Annotated in this window: 17 protein-coding genes; 4 read left to right on the top strand and 13 right to left on the bottom strand. The window is 70.1% G+C overall.

All coding sequences use genetic code 11. The features are described from left to right. Positions 1–363: 363 nt before the first annotated feature. Positions 364–960: a TetR/AcrR family transcriptional regulator gene (locus ACYVOO_RS16890; RefSeq protein WP_461016465.1), complete on the bottom strand. Its 597-nt coding sequence runs from the start codon at positions 958–960 to the stop codon at positions 364–366. Positions 961–1,061: 101 nt separating this feature from the next. On the opposite strand from ACYVOO_RS16890, the gene ACYVOO_RS16885 reads away from it, so the two are divergent. The 3 genes from ACYVOO_RS16885 (at position 1,062) to ACYVOO_RS16875 (ending at position 3,834) form a co-directional block, all read left to right on the top strand. Beyond that, entirely contained in the window at positions 1,062–1,862 is an 801-nt protein-coding gene (locus ACYVOO_RS16885) for an SDR family NAD(P)-dependent oxidoreductase (protein WP_461016464.1), read from the top strand. Between the two features lie 906 nt (positions 1,863–2,768). Continuing rightward, on the top strand, positions 2,769–2,951 hold the full coding sequence (locus tag ACYVOO_RS16880) for a hypothetical protein (protein ID WP_461016463.1): 183 nt from the start codon (positions 2,769–2,771) through the stop codon (positions 2,949–2,951). 121 nt (positions 2,952–3,072) lie between these two features. Continuing rightward, the gene (locus ACYVOO_RS16875; protein WP_461016462.1) at positions 3,073–3,834 is read left to right on the top strand and encodes a bestrophin-like domain; all 762 of its coding nucleotides are present in this window, start codon (positions 3,073–3,075) and stop codon (positions 3,832–3,834) included. Positions 3,835–3,870: 36 nt separating this feature from the next. On the opposite strand, the gene ACYVOO_RS16870 is transcribed toward ACYVOO_RS16875, so the two are convergent. Further along, on the bottom strand, positions 3,871–5,010 hold the full coding sequence (locus ACYVOO_RS16870) for a glycoside hydrolase family 5 protein (protein WP_461016461.1): 1,140 nt from the start codon (positions 5,008–5,010) through the stop codon (positions 3,871–3,873). A gap of 165 nt (positions 5,011–5,175) precedes the next feature. Between ACYVOO_RS16870 and ACYVOO_RS16865 the strand changes: the two genes are divergently transcribed. Then, positions 5,176–6,663 (top strand): acyl-CoA synthetase, encoded by a 1,488-nt coding sequence (locus ACYVOO_RS16865; protein ID WP_461016460.1) that lies wholly within the window; start codon positions 5,176–5,178, stop codon positions 6,661–6,663. Between the two features lie 204 nt (positions 6,664–6,867). Here ACYVOO_RS16865 and ACYVOO_RS16860 read toward each other — a convergent pair whose 3' ends face one another. The 11 genes from ACYVOO_RS16860 to ACYVOO_RS16810 form a co-directional block, all read right to left on the bottom strand. Then, positions 6,868–9,012 carry an ABC transporter ATP-binding protein gene (locus ACYVOO_RS16860; RefSeq protein WP_461016467.1) on the bottom strand — a complete coding sequence of 715 codons (2,145 nt, stop codon included), beginning with the start codon at positions 9,010–9,012 and terminating at the stop codon, positions 6,868–6,870. A 49-nt stretch (positions 9,013–9,061) separates the two neighbouring features. Further along, positions 9,062–9,286, bottom strand: a complete 225-nt coding sequence (locus ACYVOO_RS16855; RefSeq protein ID WP_453347619.1) for an MbtH family protein — start codon at positions 9,284–9,286, stop codon at positions 9,062–9,064. Between the two features lie 147 nt (positions 9,287–9,433). Further along, positions 9,434–10,243: an alpha/beta fold hydrolase gene (locus ACYVOO_RS16850; RefSeq protein WP_461016459.1), complete on the bottom strand. Its 810-nt coding sequence runs from the start codon at positions 10,241–10,243 to the stop codon at positions 9,434–9,436. 47 nt (positions 10,244–10,290) lie between these two features. Further along, positions 10,291–11,124 (bottom strand): enoyl-CoA-hydratase DpgD, encoded by an 834-nt coding sequence (gene dpgD, locus ACYVOO_RS16845; RefSeq protein ID WP_461016458.1) that lies wholly within the window; start codon positions 11,122–11,124, stop codon positions 10,291–10,293. Beyond that, positions 11,121–12,428 carry a (3,5-dihydroxyphenyl)acetyl-CoA 1,2-dioxygenase DpgC gene (gene dpgC / locus ACYVOO_RS16840; RefSeq protein ID WP_461016457.1) on the bottom strand — a complete coding sequence of 436 codons (1,308 nt, stop codon included), beginning with the start codon at positions 12,426–12,428 and terminating at the stop codon, positions 11,121–11,123. The genes dpgD and dpgC overlap by 4 nt, the downstream gene beginning before the upstream one ends. Continuing rightward, positions 12,425–13,081: an enoyl-CoA-hydratase DpgB gene (dpgB, locus tag ACYVOO_RS16835; RefSeq protein ID WP_453347615.1), complete on the bottom strand. Its 657-nt coding sequence runs from the start codon at positions 13,079–13,081 to the stop codon at positions 12,425–12,427. The genes dpgC and dpgB overlap by 4 nt, the downstream gene beginning before the upstream one ends. A 14-nt stretch (positions 13,082–13,095) precedes the next feature. Further along, a complete protein-coding gene (gene dpgA, locus ACYVOO_RS16830; protein ID WP_461016456.1) occupies positions 13,096–14,361 on the bottom strand; it encodes a 3,5-dihydroxyphenylacetyl-CoA synthase DpgA in 1,266 nt (421 codons plus the stop codon). 117 nt (positions 14,362–14,478) lie between these two features. Next, positions 14,479–15,795 (bottom strand): aminotransferase-like domain-containing protein, encoded by a 1,317-nt coding sequence (locus ACYVOO_RS16825; protein WP_461016466.1) that lies wholly within the window; start codon positions 15,793–15,795, stop codon positions 14,479–14,481. Between the two features lie 521 nt (positions 15,796–16,316). Continuing rightward, positions 16,317–17,576: an ABC transporter permease gene (locus tag ACYVOO_RS16820; protein ID WP_461016455.1), complete on the bottom strand. Its 1,260-nt coding sequence runs from the start codon at positions 17,574–17,576 to the stop codon at positions 16,317–16,319. Beyond that, positions 17,573–18,298, bottom strand: coding sequence for an ABC transporter ATP-binding protein (locus ACYVOO_RS16815; protein ID WP_461016454.1), 726 nt, complete (start codon positions 18,296–18,298; stop codon positions 17,573–17,575). Before ACYVOO_RS16815 ends, ACYVOO_RS16820 begins: the two co-directional genes overlap by 4 nt. Beyond that, positions 18,295–19,581: a peptidoglycan-binding protein gene (locus ACYVOO_RS16810; RefSeq protein ID WP_461016453.1), complete on the bottom strand. Its 1,287-nt coding sequence runs from the start codon at positions 19,579–19,581 to the stop codon at positions 18,295–18,297. Before ACYVOO_RS16810 ends, ACYVOO_RS16815 begins: the two co-directional genes overlap by 4 nt. Between the last annotated feature and the right edge of the window lie 14 nt (positions 19,582–19,595).

Below are 19,595 nucleotides of genomic sequence, written 5' to 3'. Positions count from 1 at the left end.
CTCACCACAGCAGCCATCGTCATATGGCTCCGCGACACCGTCCAAGAGCCATCAGAAACGGCCTAGGCCGTGTCGTCAAAATAGCGTCGTTCCGCCCGCTAGGGCGGTGTGGGGCGGGGTCAGGTGCGTGCAGATGCAAGGCGGAGGGAGGAGAGCGCCGGGGGCACCTCCCAGCCCGCAGGGCCTGGGGGAGGGCTGCGCCGACGACTGACAACGCAGCAGATGTGCGTGCATGGCCCCGCCCCACAGACGAAATTTTGACGACACGGCCTAGGCCGTGCCTGACAACTGAGCTTGGCGAGGTTCGCGGAGCCAAAGGGATACTCCACAGGTCGCCGGCCGACGGGCGGAGACCGGGACGTCTCAGGAGCCGCGCAGCCCGTCGAGGATGACGCGGAGCGTGCGGGGTCCCCGGGCGGGGTCCGCGGGCAGGCCCAAGAAGCATCCGGGCGTGACCGCGGCCTGGGCCAGGAACGGGATGTCATGCCAGTCCACGTCGCCCCGGAGCGTGCCGGCCTGCTGGGCGCGCTCGGTGGCCTGCCGGATGAGACGCAGGAGGCGATGGCGCAGCGCGGCGATGTCGGGGCCGCCGTGTGCGTCGAGCGTTCCCGACAGGCCCGCATTCTCCGCCGTGCGGGTGGCCAGACCGCTGAACAGCCGGGTGAAGCCCTCCCATGGGTCCGCGCACTCCACAGCGGCTTCGGCGGTGCGGACCAGTTCGTTCAGGATGTCGCGCAGCACGGCAGCCATGAGTTGGTCCCGTTCCGGGAAGCGGCGGTAGACCGTGCCGACGCCCACCCCCGCTTCGCGAGCGATCTCGTGGTAGCTGACGTCCAGCCCCTTGGAGGCGACAGCGCGCCGCGCCCCGGCCAGGACGAGCGCGGCGTTGCGCTGGGCGTCCGCGCGGGGCGCCTTCCGGTCCGCCGCGTCGCTGGTCGCCGCCTGTCGTCGTGCGTTCATGGCCACACCGTACACAGAAATGGACAGGATCTGTCCGGTTCCGTTAGCCTCAAGAAACGGACAAGTCCTGTCCGTTTCGCTGGAAGAAAGAGGCGGTAGCCATGACCTCGCCCTCACCGGCTCCCCCAGGAGAAGTGCCGTCCCGCGGGAACACCGCGGTCGTCACGGGCGGAAGTGACGGCCTGGGCTACGCCATCGCCGAAGCGCTGGCCTCACGGGGCGCCGATCTGATCCTCGTAGGACGCGATCCGGACAGACTCGGCCGCGCCCGCCAAACCCTCCTGGGGCACGATGTCGCCGTCCACACCGTGTCCGCCGACCTCGCCGAGCCCGGCGCCGTAGCTGCGGTCGGTGAGGCCGTCCGCGCGCTGACCGAGCACGTTGACACGCTCGTCAACAATGCGGGCGCCGCGCACTTCGCTCCTCTCGCGGACACCACGCCGGACATGATCGATGCCATGCTGCACCTCAACGTCAAGGTGCCGCTGCTGCTCAGCCGGGCGCTCCTCGCCGAACTCACCAGGGCCCAGGGCAGCATCATCAACATCAGCAGCTACTGGGCGCGCAGAATGACGGCCGGCCGCGCCTCGGCCGCCTACTCCGCGACCCGCGGAGCCATCAACTCCCTGACCATGGCCCTGGCCAACGAACTCGGCGCCGACGGCGTACGGGTCAACGCCCTCGCGCCGGGCGCTGTCCACACCCCCACCTACCAGCGCTCCTACCTCGACCCGATGACGCCGCGGCAGCGCGCGGCGCACGACGCCGGTATCCAGGCCGCCTATCCGCTGGGCCGCATCGGCACCCCACGGGACGTCGCCGAGGCAGCCGCCTACCTGGCAGACGCACGCTGGACCACCGGCACCGTTCTCACCGTCGACGGCGGGCTCACCGTGCGCTAGCTTCCGTTTGGTCCTGTACGCCGCTTCCCCGCCGCGCCTGACGGGGGGAGCGACGCCGGGAATCAACACCTCTACGGGGTGCGGCAGTTCCGTCCGTGTACCGCGTCCCCACGCGGACGTGGCCACTCCCGCGGCCTTCAGCCCGAGGACGCGTCCTAATCAACAGAAGCGCGGAGTTCAGCACTTCGAGCGATTATCGGCCGAACGCCTTTCCGGAACGCGCCGCAGCCGCGCATGCTCAACCGCGTGACGGGACGACACCGGTGGAGACAGACCTCGGCAACTGCCCTTGCCTGCACGGCACTCGCGATGATCTGCGCCGCGCCCGCCGTGGCCGACACGGTGCCCAGTTCCCCCTTCGCCACTCCGGAGAACCAGCGGGCACGCGCCGGTGCAAGCGCCGGGCTCTCCGTGCGGGCGGGTGAGACCGAGGTCCGCGCGAACGCCCGGCACGGCGGCTGCGCCTCCCTGTCCGTGCGCGCTCCAGGGGTGAGCCTGGATCTGGTGACGCGGCACCGCTGCGGGTGTCCGCCGCCCCCACCACCTCCACCACCTCCACCCCCGCCGACGCCGACTCCACCGCCCACTCCCACGCCGCCGCCTCCCCCGCCGAGCAGCAGTCCGCCCCCGCCGCCGGAGCCGACTCCCACGATCACACCCACCCCCACACCTACGCCCACCCCCACGCCGCCGCCGCGCAGCACGCCGCCGCCCAAACCGAGCAGTCCTCCGGCGCGCTCCGAGGCCCCGGCGCCCGAGCCGAAGCCCGTACCGCCGAAGCCGGAACCGGAGCCCGAGCCCAGCGCGTCCTCCCGCGCGCCCGAGCCCGAGCCGCCGGAGCCCGAACCGGAGCCGGACGATCCGAAGCCGCCGCACACCGAGGCCGCAGCCCCCGCACCGGCCCATGTGACGCCGGACAACGAGCGCCCGAGCGGCAGGCTCCCGATGGTCACCCGCACCCTGCTCATCCTGGCCCCCGCCGTGCTGGCCGCCGCCGCGCTGCGCCCCCGCGGAAGCGGCGGTTCGGGCTCGGGCGGCTCCGGCTCCGGGACCGCTTCGGGCGGCGGAGGCCCCGCCTCCTCCGCATAGCCCCGCCCTCCGCGTAGCCCCGCTCCCTCCCGGGCCGTCACTCCGGTGACCGGCGCCGACCCCGTTCCCGGCCGCAGGCCCCGTACACAAGCCCTCTCCTGGGAGGGCGCAGGAGACGCCCATGTCCGACTGGCTGGTTCTGACCCTCGCGGTGCTCGCCGCGTGCGCGTTCGTCGTCGTCATCGTGCTGCTGCGGCAGCGGCGCGTGGGCGAGGACGACGACCCGTCCGAGACGCCCGACGTCATCGAGTACATGACCATGATGATCGGCGTGGTGTACGCGATCGTGCTCGGTCTCGCCATCGCCGGAGTATGGGAGGCCCGCAACATCGCCGACGACTCGGTGAAGGCCGAGGCCCAGGCGCTGTACGAGGTGCACCAGCGCGCCGATGTCCTCCCGAAGCCCGACCGTGAGCGCGTCCGCGACGACGTGGACGCCTATGTGCGCTACACCGTCGACAAGGAGTGGCCGTACATGGCGGAGCACGGCAAGGTCACGGAGCACGGCGCGAAGCTGATGGACCGCATCCGGCACGACGTGGTCTCCTTCGAGCCCAGCACCGTCCAGCAGGAGCAGTCCTACCCCTCACTGATCGACCAGGTCGCCGAGGCCGACGCGGCCCGTACGGACCGCGCGTCGAGCGCGGAGCCGACGATGCCCGGCGTGGTGTGGGTGGGGCTCATCGTGGGGGCCGCGGTGGCGGTCGGGATGCTCTTCACGCTCCAGATCCAGCGCTCGGGGCGGGAACTGCTGCTCGCGGTCCTCTTCACCTCGCTGATCGCCTTCCTCCTCTTCCTCGTGTGGCACTTCGACTCGCCCTTCGCGCGGGGCCTCACGGACGCGACGGAGTCCTTCACGACGCTCTTCCCGCACGTGACCTGAGCCCGTCGGCCGGCCTGTCAGCCGGCCCGTCAGCCGTCAGCCCTTGATCCGTTCGCGGATCCAGACACCGGCCTCCTTGAGGACTCCGGTTCCCGTCCACTGGTCGCCGTCGCAGGTGCCCGGCTTGAAGACGGCGCCCGAGCGCTCGTCGTCCGAGAAGTTCCAGTTGGTCCAGGAGATGCCCTTCTCCGCCATCAGGTCGAGGTACTTCTGCGCCGAGGCGAAGTCGTTGGCACCCTCCCCCGCGTAGTTCTGGGTGCCGAACTCGGTGACGAACACGGGCAGCCGGTCCGCCGCCCTGGAGAGTGCGCCAAGGTACTCCTCGCCGTGCGAGGCGGCGTAGAAGTGGAAGGTGTACATGATGTTGTCGGCGTCGACGGGGTTGTTCACGACCTCCTGCTCGTCGGCGCCCTCGGAGACCCCCAGCGAGGACCAGGCGCGGGTGCCGACGAGCACCACGCCGTCCGGGTCCTGGGCGCGGACCACCGGGATGACCTCCTCGGCGTAGGACTTGATGTCGGCCCACGCGACGCCGTTGGGCTCGTTGGCGATCTCGTAGAAGACGTTGGGCTGGTTCGCGTACTTCGCGGCCATGTCCGTGAAGAAGCGCTTGGCCAGGGCGGTGTTCCGGTTCGGGTCGCCCGGGGTGAGCTGGTGCCAGTCGATGACCGCGTACATGCCCCGCTCGATGGCCTGGTCCACGATGCGCTGGGCGAGACGGGTGAATCCCTCGGGGTCGGTCTCGTAGCCGCCCTCCTGCACATACATCGACACGCGCAGGACGTCGGCGCCCCAGTCCTGGGACAGCGCGTCGAGGGACCCGTCGGTGACGCACTGCGCGTACCACTGGGTGCCGTGGGTGCTCATGCCCTTGAGCTGCACCGCCTGGTTCCGTTCGTTGCACAGTCGCTCGCCGCAGACCGAGAGCTGCCCGTTCTCGGCGACGGCCGAGCCCGCGGGCGCGGCCGTTCGGGCGGAGGCGCTGTCGGCACCGCGCGCGGCGGGCGCCGCGGTCTCGCCCGCGCCCGCGCTGGACCACGACGGGAGCGCGAGGAGTAACGCGGCGAGCGTCGCGGCGCACAGGGCGAGCCAGGTGATGCGGCGTCTGCTGAGGTGCTGGTGCACGGATGCCTCCTGCGGAAGGTGGGGGTGAGGCCGATGAGGGGGGCATGTCATTCCCGGGTGATGCGGGAGTGGCGTGAAAGTTAGGGACCCTGACTATCGGCGTCAAGAGGTTAGGAAAGTTTCCTTACCCTTGACGACTCCTCCCCTCCCCCGGCACGGCCCGTGCGTCAAGTGAGATGCTGACGGCCCGAGAGACGAGATCACGAAGGAGTCCGGGTGTCCCTGCTCTTCCCCGCGCTGCACGCGGCGTCCTCGCGCCCCGCGCTGCGCTTCGGCGACCGCGAGCTCAGCTACCACCAACTCGCCGCCGCCGCGGGCGACGTCGCCGCACGCGTCGAGTCCGCCGGACGCGTGGCGGTGTGGGCCACCCCCGGCCTGGAGACGTGCGTCGGCGTGGTGGGCGCGCTGCTCGCGGGCGTGCCCGCGGTCCCGGTCAACCCGAAGAGCGGTGAGCGCGAACTCGCCCACATCGTCACCGACAGCGCGCCGAGCCTGGTGCTGGCCGAGCCGGGCGCCGAACTGCCCGACGCGCTGGCCTCGCTCCCCCGCGCCGACATCGACCTCACCGGCACCGGCGAGCCCTCCGACTCGGCGTGGTCGCTGCCGCCGGAGCCGGGGCCCGAATCGGCCGCGCTCATCGTCTACACGTCCGGCACGACGGGTCCGCCCAAGGGCGTCGTCCTCTCCCGCCGCGCCATCGCCAGCAGCCTGGACGCGCTGGAGGACGCCTGGCGGTGGACGGAGGACGACACGCTGGTGCACGCGCTGCCGCTCTTCCACGTCCACGGCCTGATCCTCGGCGTCCTGGGCCCGCTGCGGCGCGGCGGCGCCCTGCGCCACCTGGGCCGCTTCACCACGGAGGGCGTCGCGCGCGAGCTGTCCTCGGGCGGCACGATGCTGTTCGGGGTGCCGACGATGTACCACCGGATCGCGGAGGCCCTGGCGTCGGACCCCGCGCTGGTGTCGGCGCTGTCGGGCGCGCGGCTGCTGGTCTCCGGCTCCGCCGCGCTGCCGCTGCCCGACCACGAGCGGATCACCGAGGCCACGGGGCGGCACGTCATCGAGCGGTACGGGATGACCGAGACGCTGATGAACACCAGCGTGCGCGCCGACGGCACACCGCGCCCCGGCACGGTCGGGGTGCCGCTCAAGGACGTGGACGTGCGTCTCGTCGACGACGCGGGCGAGCGTGTCACGGTCCAGGACGGCGAGACGGTCGGCGAACTCCAGGTGCGCGGGCCCAACCTCTTCACCGAGTACCTCAACCGGCCCGATGCCACCGCCGAGGCGTTCGACGGCGGCTGGTTCCGTACGGGCGACATGGCCACGCGGGACGCGGACGGCTACGTACGGATCGTCGGCCGCAAGGCCACCGACCTCATCAAGAGCGGCGGCTACAAGATCGGCGCGGGCGAGATCGAGAACGTGCTGCTCGCTCACCCCGGTGTCGCCGAGGCGGCAGTGGCGGCGGAGCCCGACCCGGACCTGGGCGAGCGGGTCGCCGCCTGGATCGTCCCCGCCGACCCGGCGAACCCGCCCGACACGGAGGAGCTGACCGCGCTGGTGACCCGTCAGCTCGCCCCGCACAAGAGGCCGCGCACCGTGCGGTTCCTCGACGCGCTGCCCCGCAACGACATGGGCAAGGTCATGAAGCGTGAGCTGCCCGACCTGCCTGTCCAGGGCGGCTCCAGCCAGGCGCCCTGAGCGCGGGGCGGGACGGAACAGGACGGGCCGGGACGGGGCTGCCGGGCGGCGCCGGGGGCGGACCAAGCGGACCAAGCGGACCAGCCGACAACGCGGTGTCCGCGACCTCCGTGAGGAAGTCGCGGACACCGTTTCTGCGTTTCTGTTCGCCGGGGATCTCGCACGGCCGGCGGGCTCACGCTCACCCCGACGGCCGTGCCCTCGTCATCCGGGACCTGGGCCGCCGGGACCCGGGCCGTGGAAGACACCCGGACCAGGGCCGGGACCACCCGGGCCGCCGGGTCCGCCGGGGCCAGGGCCGTGGAAGACACCCGGGCCAGGGCCGGGACCGCCAGGGCCAGGACCGTGGAACACGGGGCCCGGGCCACCGGGACCGCCAGGTCCTGGGCCCATGAAGTGACCGGGCGGGCCGACCGGCTCGGGGACCTTCTCGCGAGCCGGTCCGTCGCCGTTGCCCAGGGTCTGGCGGGAGAACTGCGTGCGGTACAGCTCCGCGTACAGCCCGTCCAGTTCGAGGAGTTCCTCGTGGGTTCCGCGCTCCTTGATCTGCCCCTTGTCGACGACCAGGATCTGGTCGGCGTCCCGGATCGTGGAGAGCCGGTGGGCGATCACCAGGGAGGTCCGGCCCGTGAGCGCGGTCTTGAGAGCCCGCTGAAGGGCCGCCTCGGACTCCGAGTCGAGATGCGCGGTCGCCTCGTCCAGCACGACGACCGGCGGGGCCTTCAGCAGGAGCCGCGCCATGGCGATGCGCTGCTTCTCACCACCGGAGAGCCGGTAGCCGCGGTCGCCGACCATGGTGTCCAGACCGTCGGGCAGCGAGTCGACCAGGTCCCAGATCTGCGCGGCCTTGCACGCCTCCTTCATGTCCTGCTCGGTGGCGTCAGGGCGGGCGTAGGCGAGGTTCTCGCGGATGGTGGTGTGGAAGAGGTGGGCGTCCTGGGTGACCATGCCGACCGTCTCGTTCAGCGACGCCAGGGTGAGGTCCCGCAAGTCCTTGCCGCCGATGCGCACCGTGCCCTCGTCCGGGTCGTAGAGCCTCGGCACCAGGTGGGTGATGGTCGTCTTGCCCGCACCCGACGGGCCGACCAGCGCCGTGAGCTTCCCCGCCGGAACGGTGAAGCTCAGGTCCTGGAGGGTCCAGGCGTTGTCGTCGTCGCGCTCCGGCATGGGCGCGGCGATCGATTCCAGGGAGGCCAGCGAGATGTCGGCCGCCTTGGGATAGCGGAAGGACACTCCGTCGAACTCGACCTCCGGTGCCGAGCCGTTGCCCGAGGCCGCGGACGGCAGGGCCACCGCGTCCGGCTTCTCGGCGATCAGCGGCTTGAGGTCGAGGACCTCGAAGAGCCGGTCGAAGCTGACGAGCGCGGTCATCACGTCGGCCTGCGCGTTGGAGAGCTGGCCGACGGGCGCCATCAGCCGGGTGAGCAGCGTGGCGAGCGCCACCAGGGTGCCCACCTGGAAGGCGCCGTTGATGGCGAAGGCGCCGCCCACGCCGTAAACGGCTGCCGTGGCCAGTGAGCCGACGAGCATCGTCGAAAGGAAAAGCATCTTCATGGAGACGGAGTGCCGGACGCCGATGTCGCGTCCGCGGGCCGCCAGTTTCGAGAACTGGCCCGTCTCGGTGTCAGGGCGGCCGTAGAGCTTGGCCAGCAGGGCCCCGGTCACGTTGAACCGCTCATGCATCATCGAGCCCATTTCGGCATTGATCTGCATGTGCTGGCGAACGAGCTGCTGCATTCGCCGTCCGATCAGCCTGCCGGGCAGGATGAAGAACGGCATCAGCACCAGGGAAAGCAGGGTGATCGTCCATGACAGGTAAAGCATCGTGCCCAGGATGAACAGCAGGGTCAGCCCTGCGGAAACCACCGTCGACAACAACTGCGTCACGGCCTGCTGGGCGCCGATCACATCGGTGTTCAGCCTGCTGACCAGTGCTCCGGTCTGCGCGCGGGTGAAGAACGCCAGCGGCTGGCGCTGCACATGGTTGAAGACCTGCGTACGCAGACTGTAGATGAGCCCTTCACTGACCTTGGCCGAGTACCACGCCTCCCCGAATCCGATGACGGCGGCGAAGAGGGCCAGCACACCGACGGCCACCGCGATCCACACGACGATGGAGAGGTCCTGGGCGAGGACTCCGCTGTCGATGAGGTACTTGAGCAGAAGAGGCGGAGCAACCGCGCAGCCGGCGTTCAGCGTGGTGATGACCAGCAGAAGGCCGATGCTGCGGCGGTGCGGCCTGGTGTACGGAAGTATCCGCTTGGCAGTACCGGGTTTGACCTTCTGTTTTGTTATCGAGGAGTCCGGCCCGTCCCCTCTTATTATCATCGGCCCTGGGCCACCCATCATGGCCACAGATACCACCTCTGTTTCGTCGTCACCGTCGGGGAGGGCTCGCCTAGCTGGCGGTCTCTAGCTTGTTCATCTCATCGATGAGGCTCTGCGGACGCATATCCGTCCACTTCTCCTCGATGTACTCCAGGCACGCCTTGCGGGTGTCCTCGCCGAAAACGATCTTCCAACCGGCCGGCGTATCGGCGAAGACGGGCCAGAGGGAATGCTGGTTTTCGTCGTTCACCAGCACCACGAAAGTCCCGTTTTCATCGTCGAACGGATTTGCCATGACCACTCCCACCATTCCTGTTTTGCGGGATAAGACGTGAAACACGATAACCGAGCGTCTGAACGGCTACAAGGTCAGCAATACGGGACAGCCGCCTGAACGCCCGTTCAGAATCGGGCAGTTGACTTTCCCGTCATGACGGACGGCTCAAGTTCTCCGCATACCGAAGAAATAGGTGATCGCGGCATTCACGGATTCGGGCTTCTCAAGATATCCGTAGTGACCGCATCCGGAAATCTCTGTGTACGTGCCGTCCTGGACGCTCTCGGCGACCTCCCGCGCCAGGTGCGGGCGCACGATCAGGTCGTCGCCGAACCCGATGACGAGGCAGGGGCAGGAGATCCCGCGGTACGCGGCGAGGCGGTTCCCGAACACCTGAAGCCCCAGCTGGCCCCGGATGGAGCTGAGATCGACCGCCGACATCTCGAAGATGTCGAGCCAGTCCTGAAGCTTCGTCTCGTCGTTGAGCGTCTCCGGGGACAGGTTCTGGAGCGCCTGGATGTAGGCCGCGTAGCGCGGCGGGACCTTGGCCCCGCTGTCGCACAGCTCGATCTCGGCGGCGGACATGGCCGTGATCAGTCCGTCGGCCCGCCCGCAGGTCGCCATCAGCACGGCCTCCCGCACCAGTTCCGGCCTGGCCACCAGCAGCTCCTGCACGATGACCGAGCCCAGTGAGAAGCCCACCACCCGGCAGGGCCCCACCCCGAGGTACTCGATGAGGCCGGCGACGTCCGCCGCCATGTCGTCCAGGGTGAAGCCCTCCGGGCACAGGTCGCTCGGCGGGATGCCCCGGTTGTCGAGCGTGATCGCCCGGTATCCCGCCGCCTTCAGCGCGGGCACCTGGTGCGTGCGCCACATCCTTCCCGGCGCCCCGGTGCCGGTGACCATCACCACCGGCTCCCCCGAGCCGTAGTCGTCGTAGCCGAGGCTGATTCCGTTGATCCGCGCCACCGGCATCGGATCGTCCCCCTTCTGCTGCGTGTGCCGTACCCGCGTACGTGTGCTCAGCGGCCGGTCCAGACCGGTTCGCGCTTCTCCGCGAAGGCGCGCGGTCCCTCGACCGCGTCGTCGCTGCGCCTGCGGCGCTCCTCCCAGGTGTAGGTGGCGGTGAACGCCTCCTCGAGCGGCATGTCGACGGACTTGAGCGCGGCCTCCCTGATCGCCCGCACCGACAGCGGCGCGCTGCGGACCAGGTCCGCCACCCATCCGTCGACGCACTCGTCCAGTTCCCCGGCCGGTACGACCTCGTTGACCAGCCCGTACCGCAGTGCCGTCGCGGCATCCATCCGACGGCCCGTCAGCAGGTAGCCCATGGCGACCCGTTGGGGCATCTGGCGGGCGAGCCGGAAGGCGCCGCCCGCGCCGGGGATCAGCCCGAGCCTGGCCTCGGGCAGGCCGAAGACGGCCTGGTCAGAGGCGATGATCAGGTCGCAGGCCAGGGCGAGTTCGAAGCCGCCGCCCAGTGCGTAGCCGTGGACGCGCGCGACCACGGGCTTGGAGAGGGTGAACCGGTCGGTGAGCCGTGGCCAGCCGGGCTGGCCGCGGCTGCCGAAGGTCGTCAGGGGCGCGCCCTCCCGGTCCAGGCGGGCGCGCTCCTTCAGGTCCTGTCCGACGGAGAAGGCACGGTCGCCCGCTCCCGTCAGCACCGCGACCCTGACCGTGTCGTCGGCCTCCACGTCGTCCCAGACGCCCGCGAGTTCCTCGTGGGTGCGCAGGTCCATCGCGTTGAGCACCTCGGGACGGTCGAGCGTCACATGCGCGACGTGGTCCTTCTTCTCGTAACGCACCCGGTCGTGGCGCACCCGGTCCTCACGCGTCCGGGCGGCGGCTTCGCTCATGCGGAACGCCCCGCGAACCGGCCGACCTTGGCGATGACGTCCTCCCCGTACAGGCGCAGTGCCTGCTGGAGGGCGAACTCCGACATGTAGCGCCGGAACTCCTCCGGTGGCTCCTCGGCGAGGTTGAGCATCCTGCGGTTGGCGACGACCGCGGGGCTGCGCAGCCGCTCCACGCTCCTGGTGACGGCCGCGTCCATCTCGTCCGGCTCCACCACCTCGTCGATCACCTGGCGCGCGTCCGGCTCGTTCGCCCAGAGCCTGCGGCCCTGGAGGATGACCTGCCGGGAGACGCGCGGCCCCGTGTGCCGCCCGAGCCGGAAGTTCCCCGCACCCGGCACGATGCCCTCGCGGGCCGCGGGCAGGGTGAGGTAGGAGTCCGAGGCGGCCAGCACGTGGTCGAAGACGAAGAGCAGCTGCATGCCGCCACCGATGGCGAAGGTGTCGACCGCGGCGATCCAGGGCTTCTCGACCGTACGTGCCTGCCACGCGCCCTCGTGCTCGGTGAGCACTCCCCTGACCAGCTTGTGGATGTACCCCAGCTCGCGGCGGAGCAGGAAGTCCACCAGGGAGATGTCGCCCGCGTGCAGGCTCTTGAGGTTGATGCCCGCGCTGAAGACCCGCTTCCCGCGGTAGCGGGGGTGGGTCATCTCGCCGCCGCGCAGCACTCCCACCTCGATGTCCGGGTCGAGCAGCGCGAGATCGACGACGGTCTCCATGTCGTCGACCTGCTGGCAGTCCTCGGCGTTGAGGCAGTCGTCGCGGCACATCGTCAGATACGCCGCGCCGTCCCAGCGCTCCAGCCGGACCGACGGCGTCTCCACGACGCCGGTCCTGCGGAACTCGGGCAGCAGCTCCAGTGCGCGCCGCGTCGGCCGCAGCATGGAGTCGAGCAGGTGCGAGCCCGCCACCGGGGAGCCGAGGACCGCCTTGAGGAAGATCCCCTGGTCGATCTCGTACCCCTCCTTGTCGGCCTGGCGGCGGCTCCGGTCGGAGGCCAGCCGCTCGGCCGACGGCACCAGGGAGGGGAACTCGGCCGCCGCGGCCTCGACCAGCTCCTCGACGCGCAGACTGCGGGTGCGTCCCTCGGTGAGGCGGTCGTAGACCGCCTCGACGTGCTCGGCGAGGAAGCGGACCCGCTGGGTGCGGGCCGCGTCCTTCGCCTCGGTGATCTCGGCGCGCTGTTCCGGCGAGCGTCCGCCGGGCGCCGGCAGCGTGGCGACCAGGCCGTCGACGCGCGCCGCGGCCTCGTACAGACTCGGCCAGACTCCCTCGACGGGTGTCTGAGGAGGCTGAACGGTGGTCATGACACCTCCTGGCCGACGCGCAGCGCGCGGTCGCAGGCGGCCAGGTGCGGGCCGAGGGCGTCCTCGAAGCTCGTCGTCGTGGCGTCGAACAGGAGCTGCCTGCGAATGGCCAGCTCCTTGCCCGAGAGACCGCTGACCAGCCCGGCCGCAGCGGCGACCGCCTTCGCCGGGTCGTCGACGAGTTCATCGACGATGCCGAGCCCCTGCGCCTCGGGTGCCTCGATCGGCAGCCCGAAGAGCACGGCCCTGCGGGTGCGCGCCGCACCGGCGAGCTGGACGAGCCGGAACCCGGCCATCCCCGGCCAGGTGGCCGAGCCGTCGCTCTGGACGAGCAGCCGCGTACCGAGGGCGGCCACGCGGATGTCGGCGGCCAGGAAGGCGTCGAGCGCCGCGCCGCCGCAGTCCCCGTGCGCCACCGCGAGGGTGGCCATGGGGAGCCGCTCCAGCCTGCGCAGGGCGCGTTCCCACTTGCTGACCAGCATGACGTCGAGCCCGCTGGTCCACGTGCCGTCAGGCGCCCCGGTGACGTGCACGGTGACGACACCGGAGCCGCCCTGGTCCTCCGCGCTGTCGCAGAGCTGCGCGAGTGCCTTGACCGATGCCGCCGACAGCGGCTCGGTCCCGTCTATCTCCAGCGTGAGCGTGTGCTCCATTGCACCCTCCGGGTTCACCATCGGACCAGCGACGTTTCGAGCGTGGAACCCGGACCCATGGTCATGAGCACTCCGTAGTCACCGGGCTGGGCGACTCCCTCGTCGAGGAGCCGCTCGTAGGAGAAGAGGAACGAGCCGCTGGACACGTTGCCGTAGTCCCGCAGTACGCCCGTGGTGTGCCGTACGTCGTGCCGTGTCAGCCCGAGGTTGACGACGACGGCGTCGATCACCTTCTTGCCGCCGGAGTGGACCAGCCAGTGGCTGATGTCGCTGCGGCGCAGTCCGGTGCCGGCGAGCAGCCGGTCGACGACGATCTCGGCGTGCGCTCCGACCACGTACGGGATCAGTGGGTCCAGGAAGAAGCTGAACCTTCCCTGGTCGCGGTCCCAGTCGTAGCGCATCGCGTCGGCCGCTTCGGGAATGATGCAGCTCGCGAACTTGAGGATGCTGGGGCCCTCGGAAGCCCCCGCCGGGGTGTCCGGGATCTCCGTGAACTCCGTCGCGGCGACCGCCGCCTGACCGTTGAGCGGTTCGCCTGCGGTGCCGGACCCGCCCGCTGACAGGGCCTCGGGCACGGCCGACGGGACCGTGACCGGCGCTGTCATGAGCGCGATGGCGCCCGCGCCGTCGCCGAACAGGCTGTTGACGACCGCGGTCCGCATCGTCGAGTCCATCGCGTACGCGGCGGAGCACGCCTCCACGCACAGCACGACGGCGAGTTCGCCGGGGTTGGCCGCGGACCAGCCCGCCACCACGTTGAGGGCGTTCAGCCCCGCGTTGCAGCCCATGCCCACGATGTCGGAGCGGCTGCAGTGCCGGTCGATGCCCAGCTCGCGGATCAGCAGCGCGCTGATGCCGGGGGTCAGGAATCCGGTGGAGGTCACGCAGCACAGGTGGCGCAGGTCCGAGAGTTCCGCGCCCGCCCGCTTGAGGCAGGCGAACAGCGCCTCGGCGCCCATCTCCAGGGCCATGCGCTTGTGCTTGTCGAGAAGGTCGCCCTGCGGTTCCGAGAGGCGCTCACCATTGTCGTCCACGTCGGGAAGGGTGAGGTGGCGGCGTTCGATGGCGCTGTTGAGGAAGACCGAGCGGATGCGCGGGTCGCTGATGCCGAAGGCGTCGAGCACTTCTTCCTGGGTGTAGACCGTCGGGCTGGCCGCCGTGCCCACACCGATGATCCGGGGACGGCCGAGCGCACTCAGAGTGCGGCTCTCGGTCGTCAGACCTGCTGCTTCGAGAGATTCAGGATCCAGAAAATCCGGAGATTCCACACTGACGGTCATCGGAAAGTCCACCCCCACATACGTCGTCTGCTGCGCGGCTGCTGTGTGCCACTGACGCTGGTCACTTCAGCATCCTTTCTCAAGAGAACCTGCTTGGCACGGAGGAAAGAATGTGCGTCACTGCTCGCTCTCCGCCTCGATGAAGCGGGCGAGCCTGGCGGCGCCCTCCGCGATTTCCGCGTTCGTCAGATAACTGACGGACAGCCGGATTTCACGGAGACCGCCGCCGCCGGGATAGAAGTACTGCATCGGTGTCCAGATGACACCGAAGTTCTCCGCGGAACGCGTCAGCGCCGCGTTGTCCGCCGGAAAGGGCACCCGCATTCCCAGGAAGAACCCGCCGGTGGGTTCGTTCCAGCGGACTCCCAGGGCCGCACGGCGCTCGGCCGGAAGGCAAGTGTCCAAGTGCCGGAGCGTGGACTGCATGGCCTCGCCGTAGTGCGCGGCCGGTTTCGCGTTCAGCTCCGAGAGCCGCCCGTTGGCGGCCAGCAGCGCGCCCGCCACCGCCGCCTGGCTCAGCGCCGGGGTGTTGACGGTCACCATGCTCTTGATCTTGGCCAGTTCGTCCGCGAGCAGGGTGGTACGGCCCGTCGGCCCGTCCACGACGGGCTGGTCCGCGACCACGAAGCCCAGGCGGGCGCCGGGAAAGACCGTTTTGGCGAAGGAGCCGATGTGCACGACCCGGCGCGCCCGGTCGAGCGACTTCAGCGTCGGCAGCGGCGCGCCGGGGCTGACCAGCCGGTACGGGCTGTCCTCGATGACGAGGATGTCGTGCCGCGCGGCGCAGTCCAGCAGTTCGGCGCGGGCCCGCAGGCCCATCGTGCTGCCCGACGGGTTGGAGTGGTCGGGGATCACGTAGAAGGCGCGGGGACGCCGTCCTCCTGCCTTCTCCCGCTCGATCGCCGCCTCCAGGACCGCGACCGAGAAGCCGTCCTCGCCCTCCTCCACCGGTGTCACCGGGATGTCGAGGAGGCGGGCGGCGCCGGTGATGCCCATGAAGCAGGGACTGGAGACGAGGATCGCGTCCTCGGGGCCCGTGACCAGCGCGCGCAGCACGAGCAGCATGGCCTCCTGGGCGCCGACGGTCACCACGAGGGACTCGGCCGGCACGTCGATCTGCTCGTCCACCCTGAGCGAGTCGGCGATGATCTCGCGGACCTGTCCCGCGGTGGGCCCGTACTGGTACATGAGCGTGCGGATCTGCTCAGGCGAACGGCCCTGCTCGGCCTCGTGGTCGAGGTATCTGCGGAGGTAGGCGAAGATCTGCTCGGTGTCGAAGAACCCGTCGTACGGGCGGCCGGGGGCGAAGGAGATCGCCTCCGGGTACCGCAGGGTCACCTCGTTGAGGAAGTTCATGGTGTCCAGGACCGGATCGGAGACACTCGCGTGCAGATCCGTCCTGTTCAGCCGCGGCACCGCACCGTCAGGCGTCATCCCTGCCCCGACGGGGCTCTCTCCGGTCATGGAATTCCCCCTGCGGCATTGATTAATGGAAATCAGGAATTATCAGTCACTCGGTGCCAGCGCCAAGAATTACACGGATGAACTCCCCGTACAACGCTGTCCAACCGGCCGGTCCATGCAATTGGACGGGGCCCCATTACCCCATCTTTTCCTTTCCCCGACGCCAGGTCCAGAGAGGCCGGGCCTCTCCCGTCCCTGTGGGGTCCGGATCCGCGTTGTACCGATCTTGCCGTCACGTCGCACGAGCTGTCCGACGTCGGCTGTCCGGCACTGGATGCCACCGGTGGCGGTAACCATGAGAGCAGACCACGCTTCCTCGGGCATCCCTGTCCAACTGGTCGTTCCCCGCACTTGGACAGACGGCGGCACGAGTGGGAATGCGCGAGCACCACTGCGGTGCCGGACACGGGGTTGCCGACCGGCCGCGTACACAGCGGTGTCCCCGCTGCCGGGGGGAGCAGCGGGGACACCTTTTCTCTGTGGTGCGGTCCTTAGGTGGTGGCCAGCGCCTCGGTGGGAGGGAGCTTGGCGGCCCGTACCGCGGGATAGAAGCCGGCGAGCCCGCCGATGAGGAGGGTGGCGACGATGCCGCCCGCCATGGCCCACAGCGGGACGACGGCGGCCATGTCCTGATAGGTGGCGTAGCCGATGGTCACGCCGATTCCCAGGAGCACTCCACCGAAGCCTCCCAGTGCCGACAGGAGCAGAGCCTCTGCGAGGAACTGGGTGCGGATCTGCCCGCGGGTGGCGCCGAGGGAACGGCGCAGGCCGATCTCGGCGCGGCGTTCGAGTACCGAGATCACCATGGTGTTGGCGACACCGACACCGCCGACGAGGAGCGCGACGCCACCGAGGCCGAGGAGGAGACCGCTGAGGGTGTCATCGGTGGCTTGCTTGGCGGCGAGCGCGTCGGAGGGGCGGGACACGTCGGCCTCGCTGGGCGATTCGGGGTTGGCCGCGGCTCCCAGAACCTCCTGGACGTCCTCTACGTGGGCTTCCTCGGCACGGGTGTAGATGGTGCTGGGATAGCCGTCGAAGTCGAGACGCTCCTCGGCGACGTCCCAGCCGACGAGGGCGGCCGAGTCGAGGTCGGGGATCAGCTCGTTGGGGGCGAGGACCCCGACGACGGTGAACCACTCGTCGCCGAGCCAGACCCGGACGTCGGGCCCCGCCTCGTGGATGCCGAGCTTGCTGGCGGCGACGGACCCGAGAACAACGGCCGGGTACTTGCTGTTGGCGTTGTTCAGCCAGCGGCCGTCGACCACCTCGGCACCGACGGAAGCGGGCAGATCCGTACGCGCGGCGCTGACGGTCAGACCGCTCGACTCCTGCGTCGGAATGTGATCGTTGCGGTAGACCTTGGCACTGGTGCCGCCAATGGCGGAGACCGATTCGACGTGGGGAAGGTTGCCGATCATCTGCACCGATTCCTTGGGCAGATGGGCGGCGTCCCCGCCGAAGGAGGTACCTGGCAGGACGGTGAGGAGGTTGGTGCCCAGCGCTGCGAGCCTGCGGTTGAGGTCCTCGGTGGAGGAGGTGGAGATCCCTACCACCGAGATCATGGCGGCGATGCCGATGGCGATGCCCAGGGCCGAGAGGAAGACCCTCATCGGGCGCGACCGCAGACCCGAACCTCCCACCCGCACCACGTCCGCCAGCCCCATGCGGGCCGACTTGGGGCGGGGCGGCGGAGGCAGCGCCGGCTGCTCCCTCTCCGCTATCTCCTTCGTCGCCGTCTGCGGCGCGGTCATCGTAAGGCCTCCTCAGGCACAAGAGCAGTGGATGCCGCACCCAGGGACGAATCATGCTCGATCTTGCCGTCCTTGAGCCGGACCTCGCGGGGCAGTGACGCCGCGATGTCACGGTCGTGGGTGATGACCACCACCGTCGTCCCTGACTCGTGCAACTCGTGCAGCAGCTCCATCACCACGGCGCCCGAGCGGGAGTCGAGCGCTCCGGTCGGCTCGTCGGCGAGGAGCAGCGGGGGATCGCCCGCCACGGCCCGCGCGATGGCCACCCGCTGCTTCTCGCCGCCGGACAACTGGTGCGGCTGGTGGTACATCCGGTGGCCGAGGCCGACCCTGCGCAGCGCCCGCTCGGCCACCCTGCGCCGTTCGCTCCTGGGCCGCCCGCTGTAGAGCAGCCCGTCAGCCACGCTGTCCAGTGCCGGTACGCCGGAGGACAGGTGGAACTGCTGGAAGACGAAGCCGATGGTGCCCGCGCGCAACGCGGACAGCTCGCGGTCGCTGAGCGCGTCGATGTCGTGCCCCGCGATCCGCACTCTGCCCGACGACGGCCTGTCGAGGGTGCCCATGATGTTGAGCATCGTGGACTTCCCCGAGCCCGAAGGCCCGACCACGGCGAGGAGTTCGCCCGGCCGGATGAGCAGGTCGGCCGACCTGAGAGCGGTGACATCTCCGTACGTCTTGGACGCCCCGGCCAGATCGACGACCGGGTGGGACTGGACGGTCACTTGGGAACCCCCACGACCAGTCCCTCGGTGATGCCCTTCCCCGACACCTCGACGAGGCTGTTGGCGAACAGGCCGACCTTGACGGGCCGGTACTCGGACCCCTTCGAGGTCACGACCTCCACGGCGTAACCGCCGCCGCCCTCGGCGACCAGTGCGTTGATCGGCACCGCGAGCACGTTCTCACGTGTCTCGTCCTTCAGCTCCACGTCGACGGAAGCGGCCTGGTAGTTGCCCAGTTTCTTCTGGTCGTCGACCTTCAGCTCGACGGGCAACGTGGGCGTGTCGGAGTCCTCGGACTCGCCGGAGTCACTGGACTCGCTGTCGCTCTTGGGTGTGGTGGGTGTGCCGACGTCGGTCACCTCGGCCTCCGCCGAGGAGTTGTCGGGGAGCGTGATCGACGCCTTGGTCCCCTTCTTCACCGAGTCCTCGTACTCGACGTCCAGGTCGACGGTGATGACCCGCTCGGTGGCGGTCCAGCTCAGCAGCTCGCCGCTCAGCGCACCGCCGGGCGACGCCTTGGTGTCCGCCACCCGCCTCGCTCCGTCGGCGATCACCGCGTCACCGGACTTCACCGTCCCGGTCTCCTCGCGGCCCAGGTCGTCCTGCCACTCCTGCACGGCTTCCGCCGTACCGGAGGTGAACTCCTCGTCGACGGTGAAGCCGTCGTAGCCGAGCTTGGAGAGGTTCTTCTCCAGGATCTCGACGTCGTCGCCTTCGACCCCCGACTGCAACGTCCGGTAGAAGGGCGTGGAGCCGTAGAGCAGCGGGACCTTCTGCTGGTCGACGCTGTACACGGCGTCGCCGCGCTTGATGGTGTCGCCCTCGCTGGGCATCCAGGTGACGATCCCGGCGCTTCCGCTGTCGCCGGAGCTGTCTCCCTGGGACGCCTGGCCGCTCTGCGGGGACTGCGCGGACTGCCCGCTGTCGCTTCCTCCGCCGCTCTCCGAGCCGGACGAGGCCGGAGCCTGAACGGTGGAGGTGTCGCCGTAGCCGAGGTTGCCGTCCACGGTCTCCGTGCTGCTGAGCGTGGTCCGCTTCACCTTCGTCGTGGCGGGCGGTCCGGAGGGGGCGGCGCTCGCCGAGTCGGTGCTGTCGCCCCCGAGGGCGCCGGTGGCGGCGAGGCCCGCCGCCGCGGCGACGGCGATCGCCACCACCACGAGCAGCGAGGTACGCAGCGGGCGGCGCCTGCGGCGGGCGGGCGACGACGTCTCCGTGCTGTCGCCGTCGCCGTCACCGCCCGCCGCGACCAGGGCACCGGGGCCTTCGGCCGACGTCCCACTCACCACTTCACCGGGTT

It is taken from the genome of Streptomyces daliensis (assembly GCF_054782395.1).
This window is presented reverse-complemented; position numbering and strand designations above follow the sequence as displayed.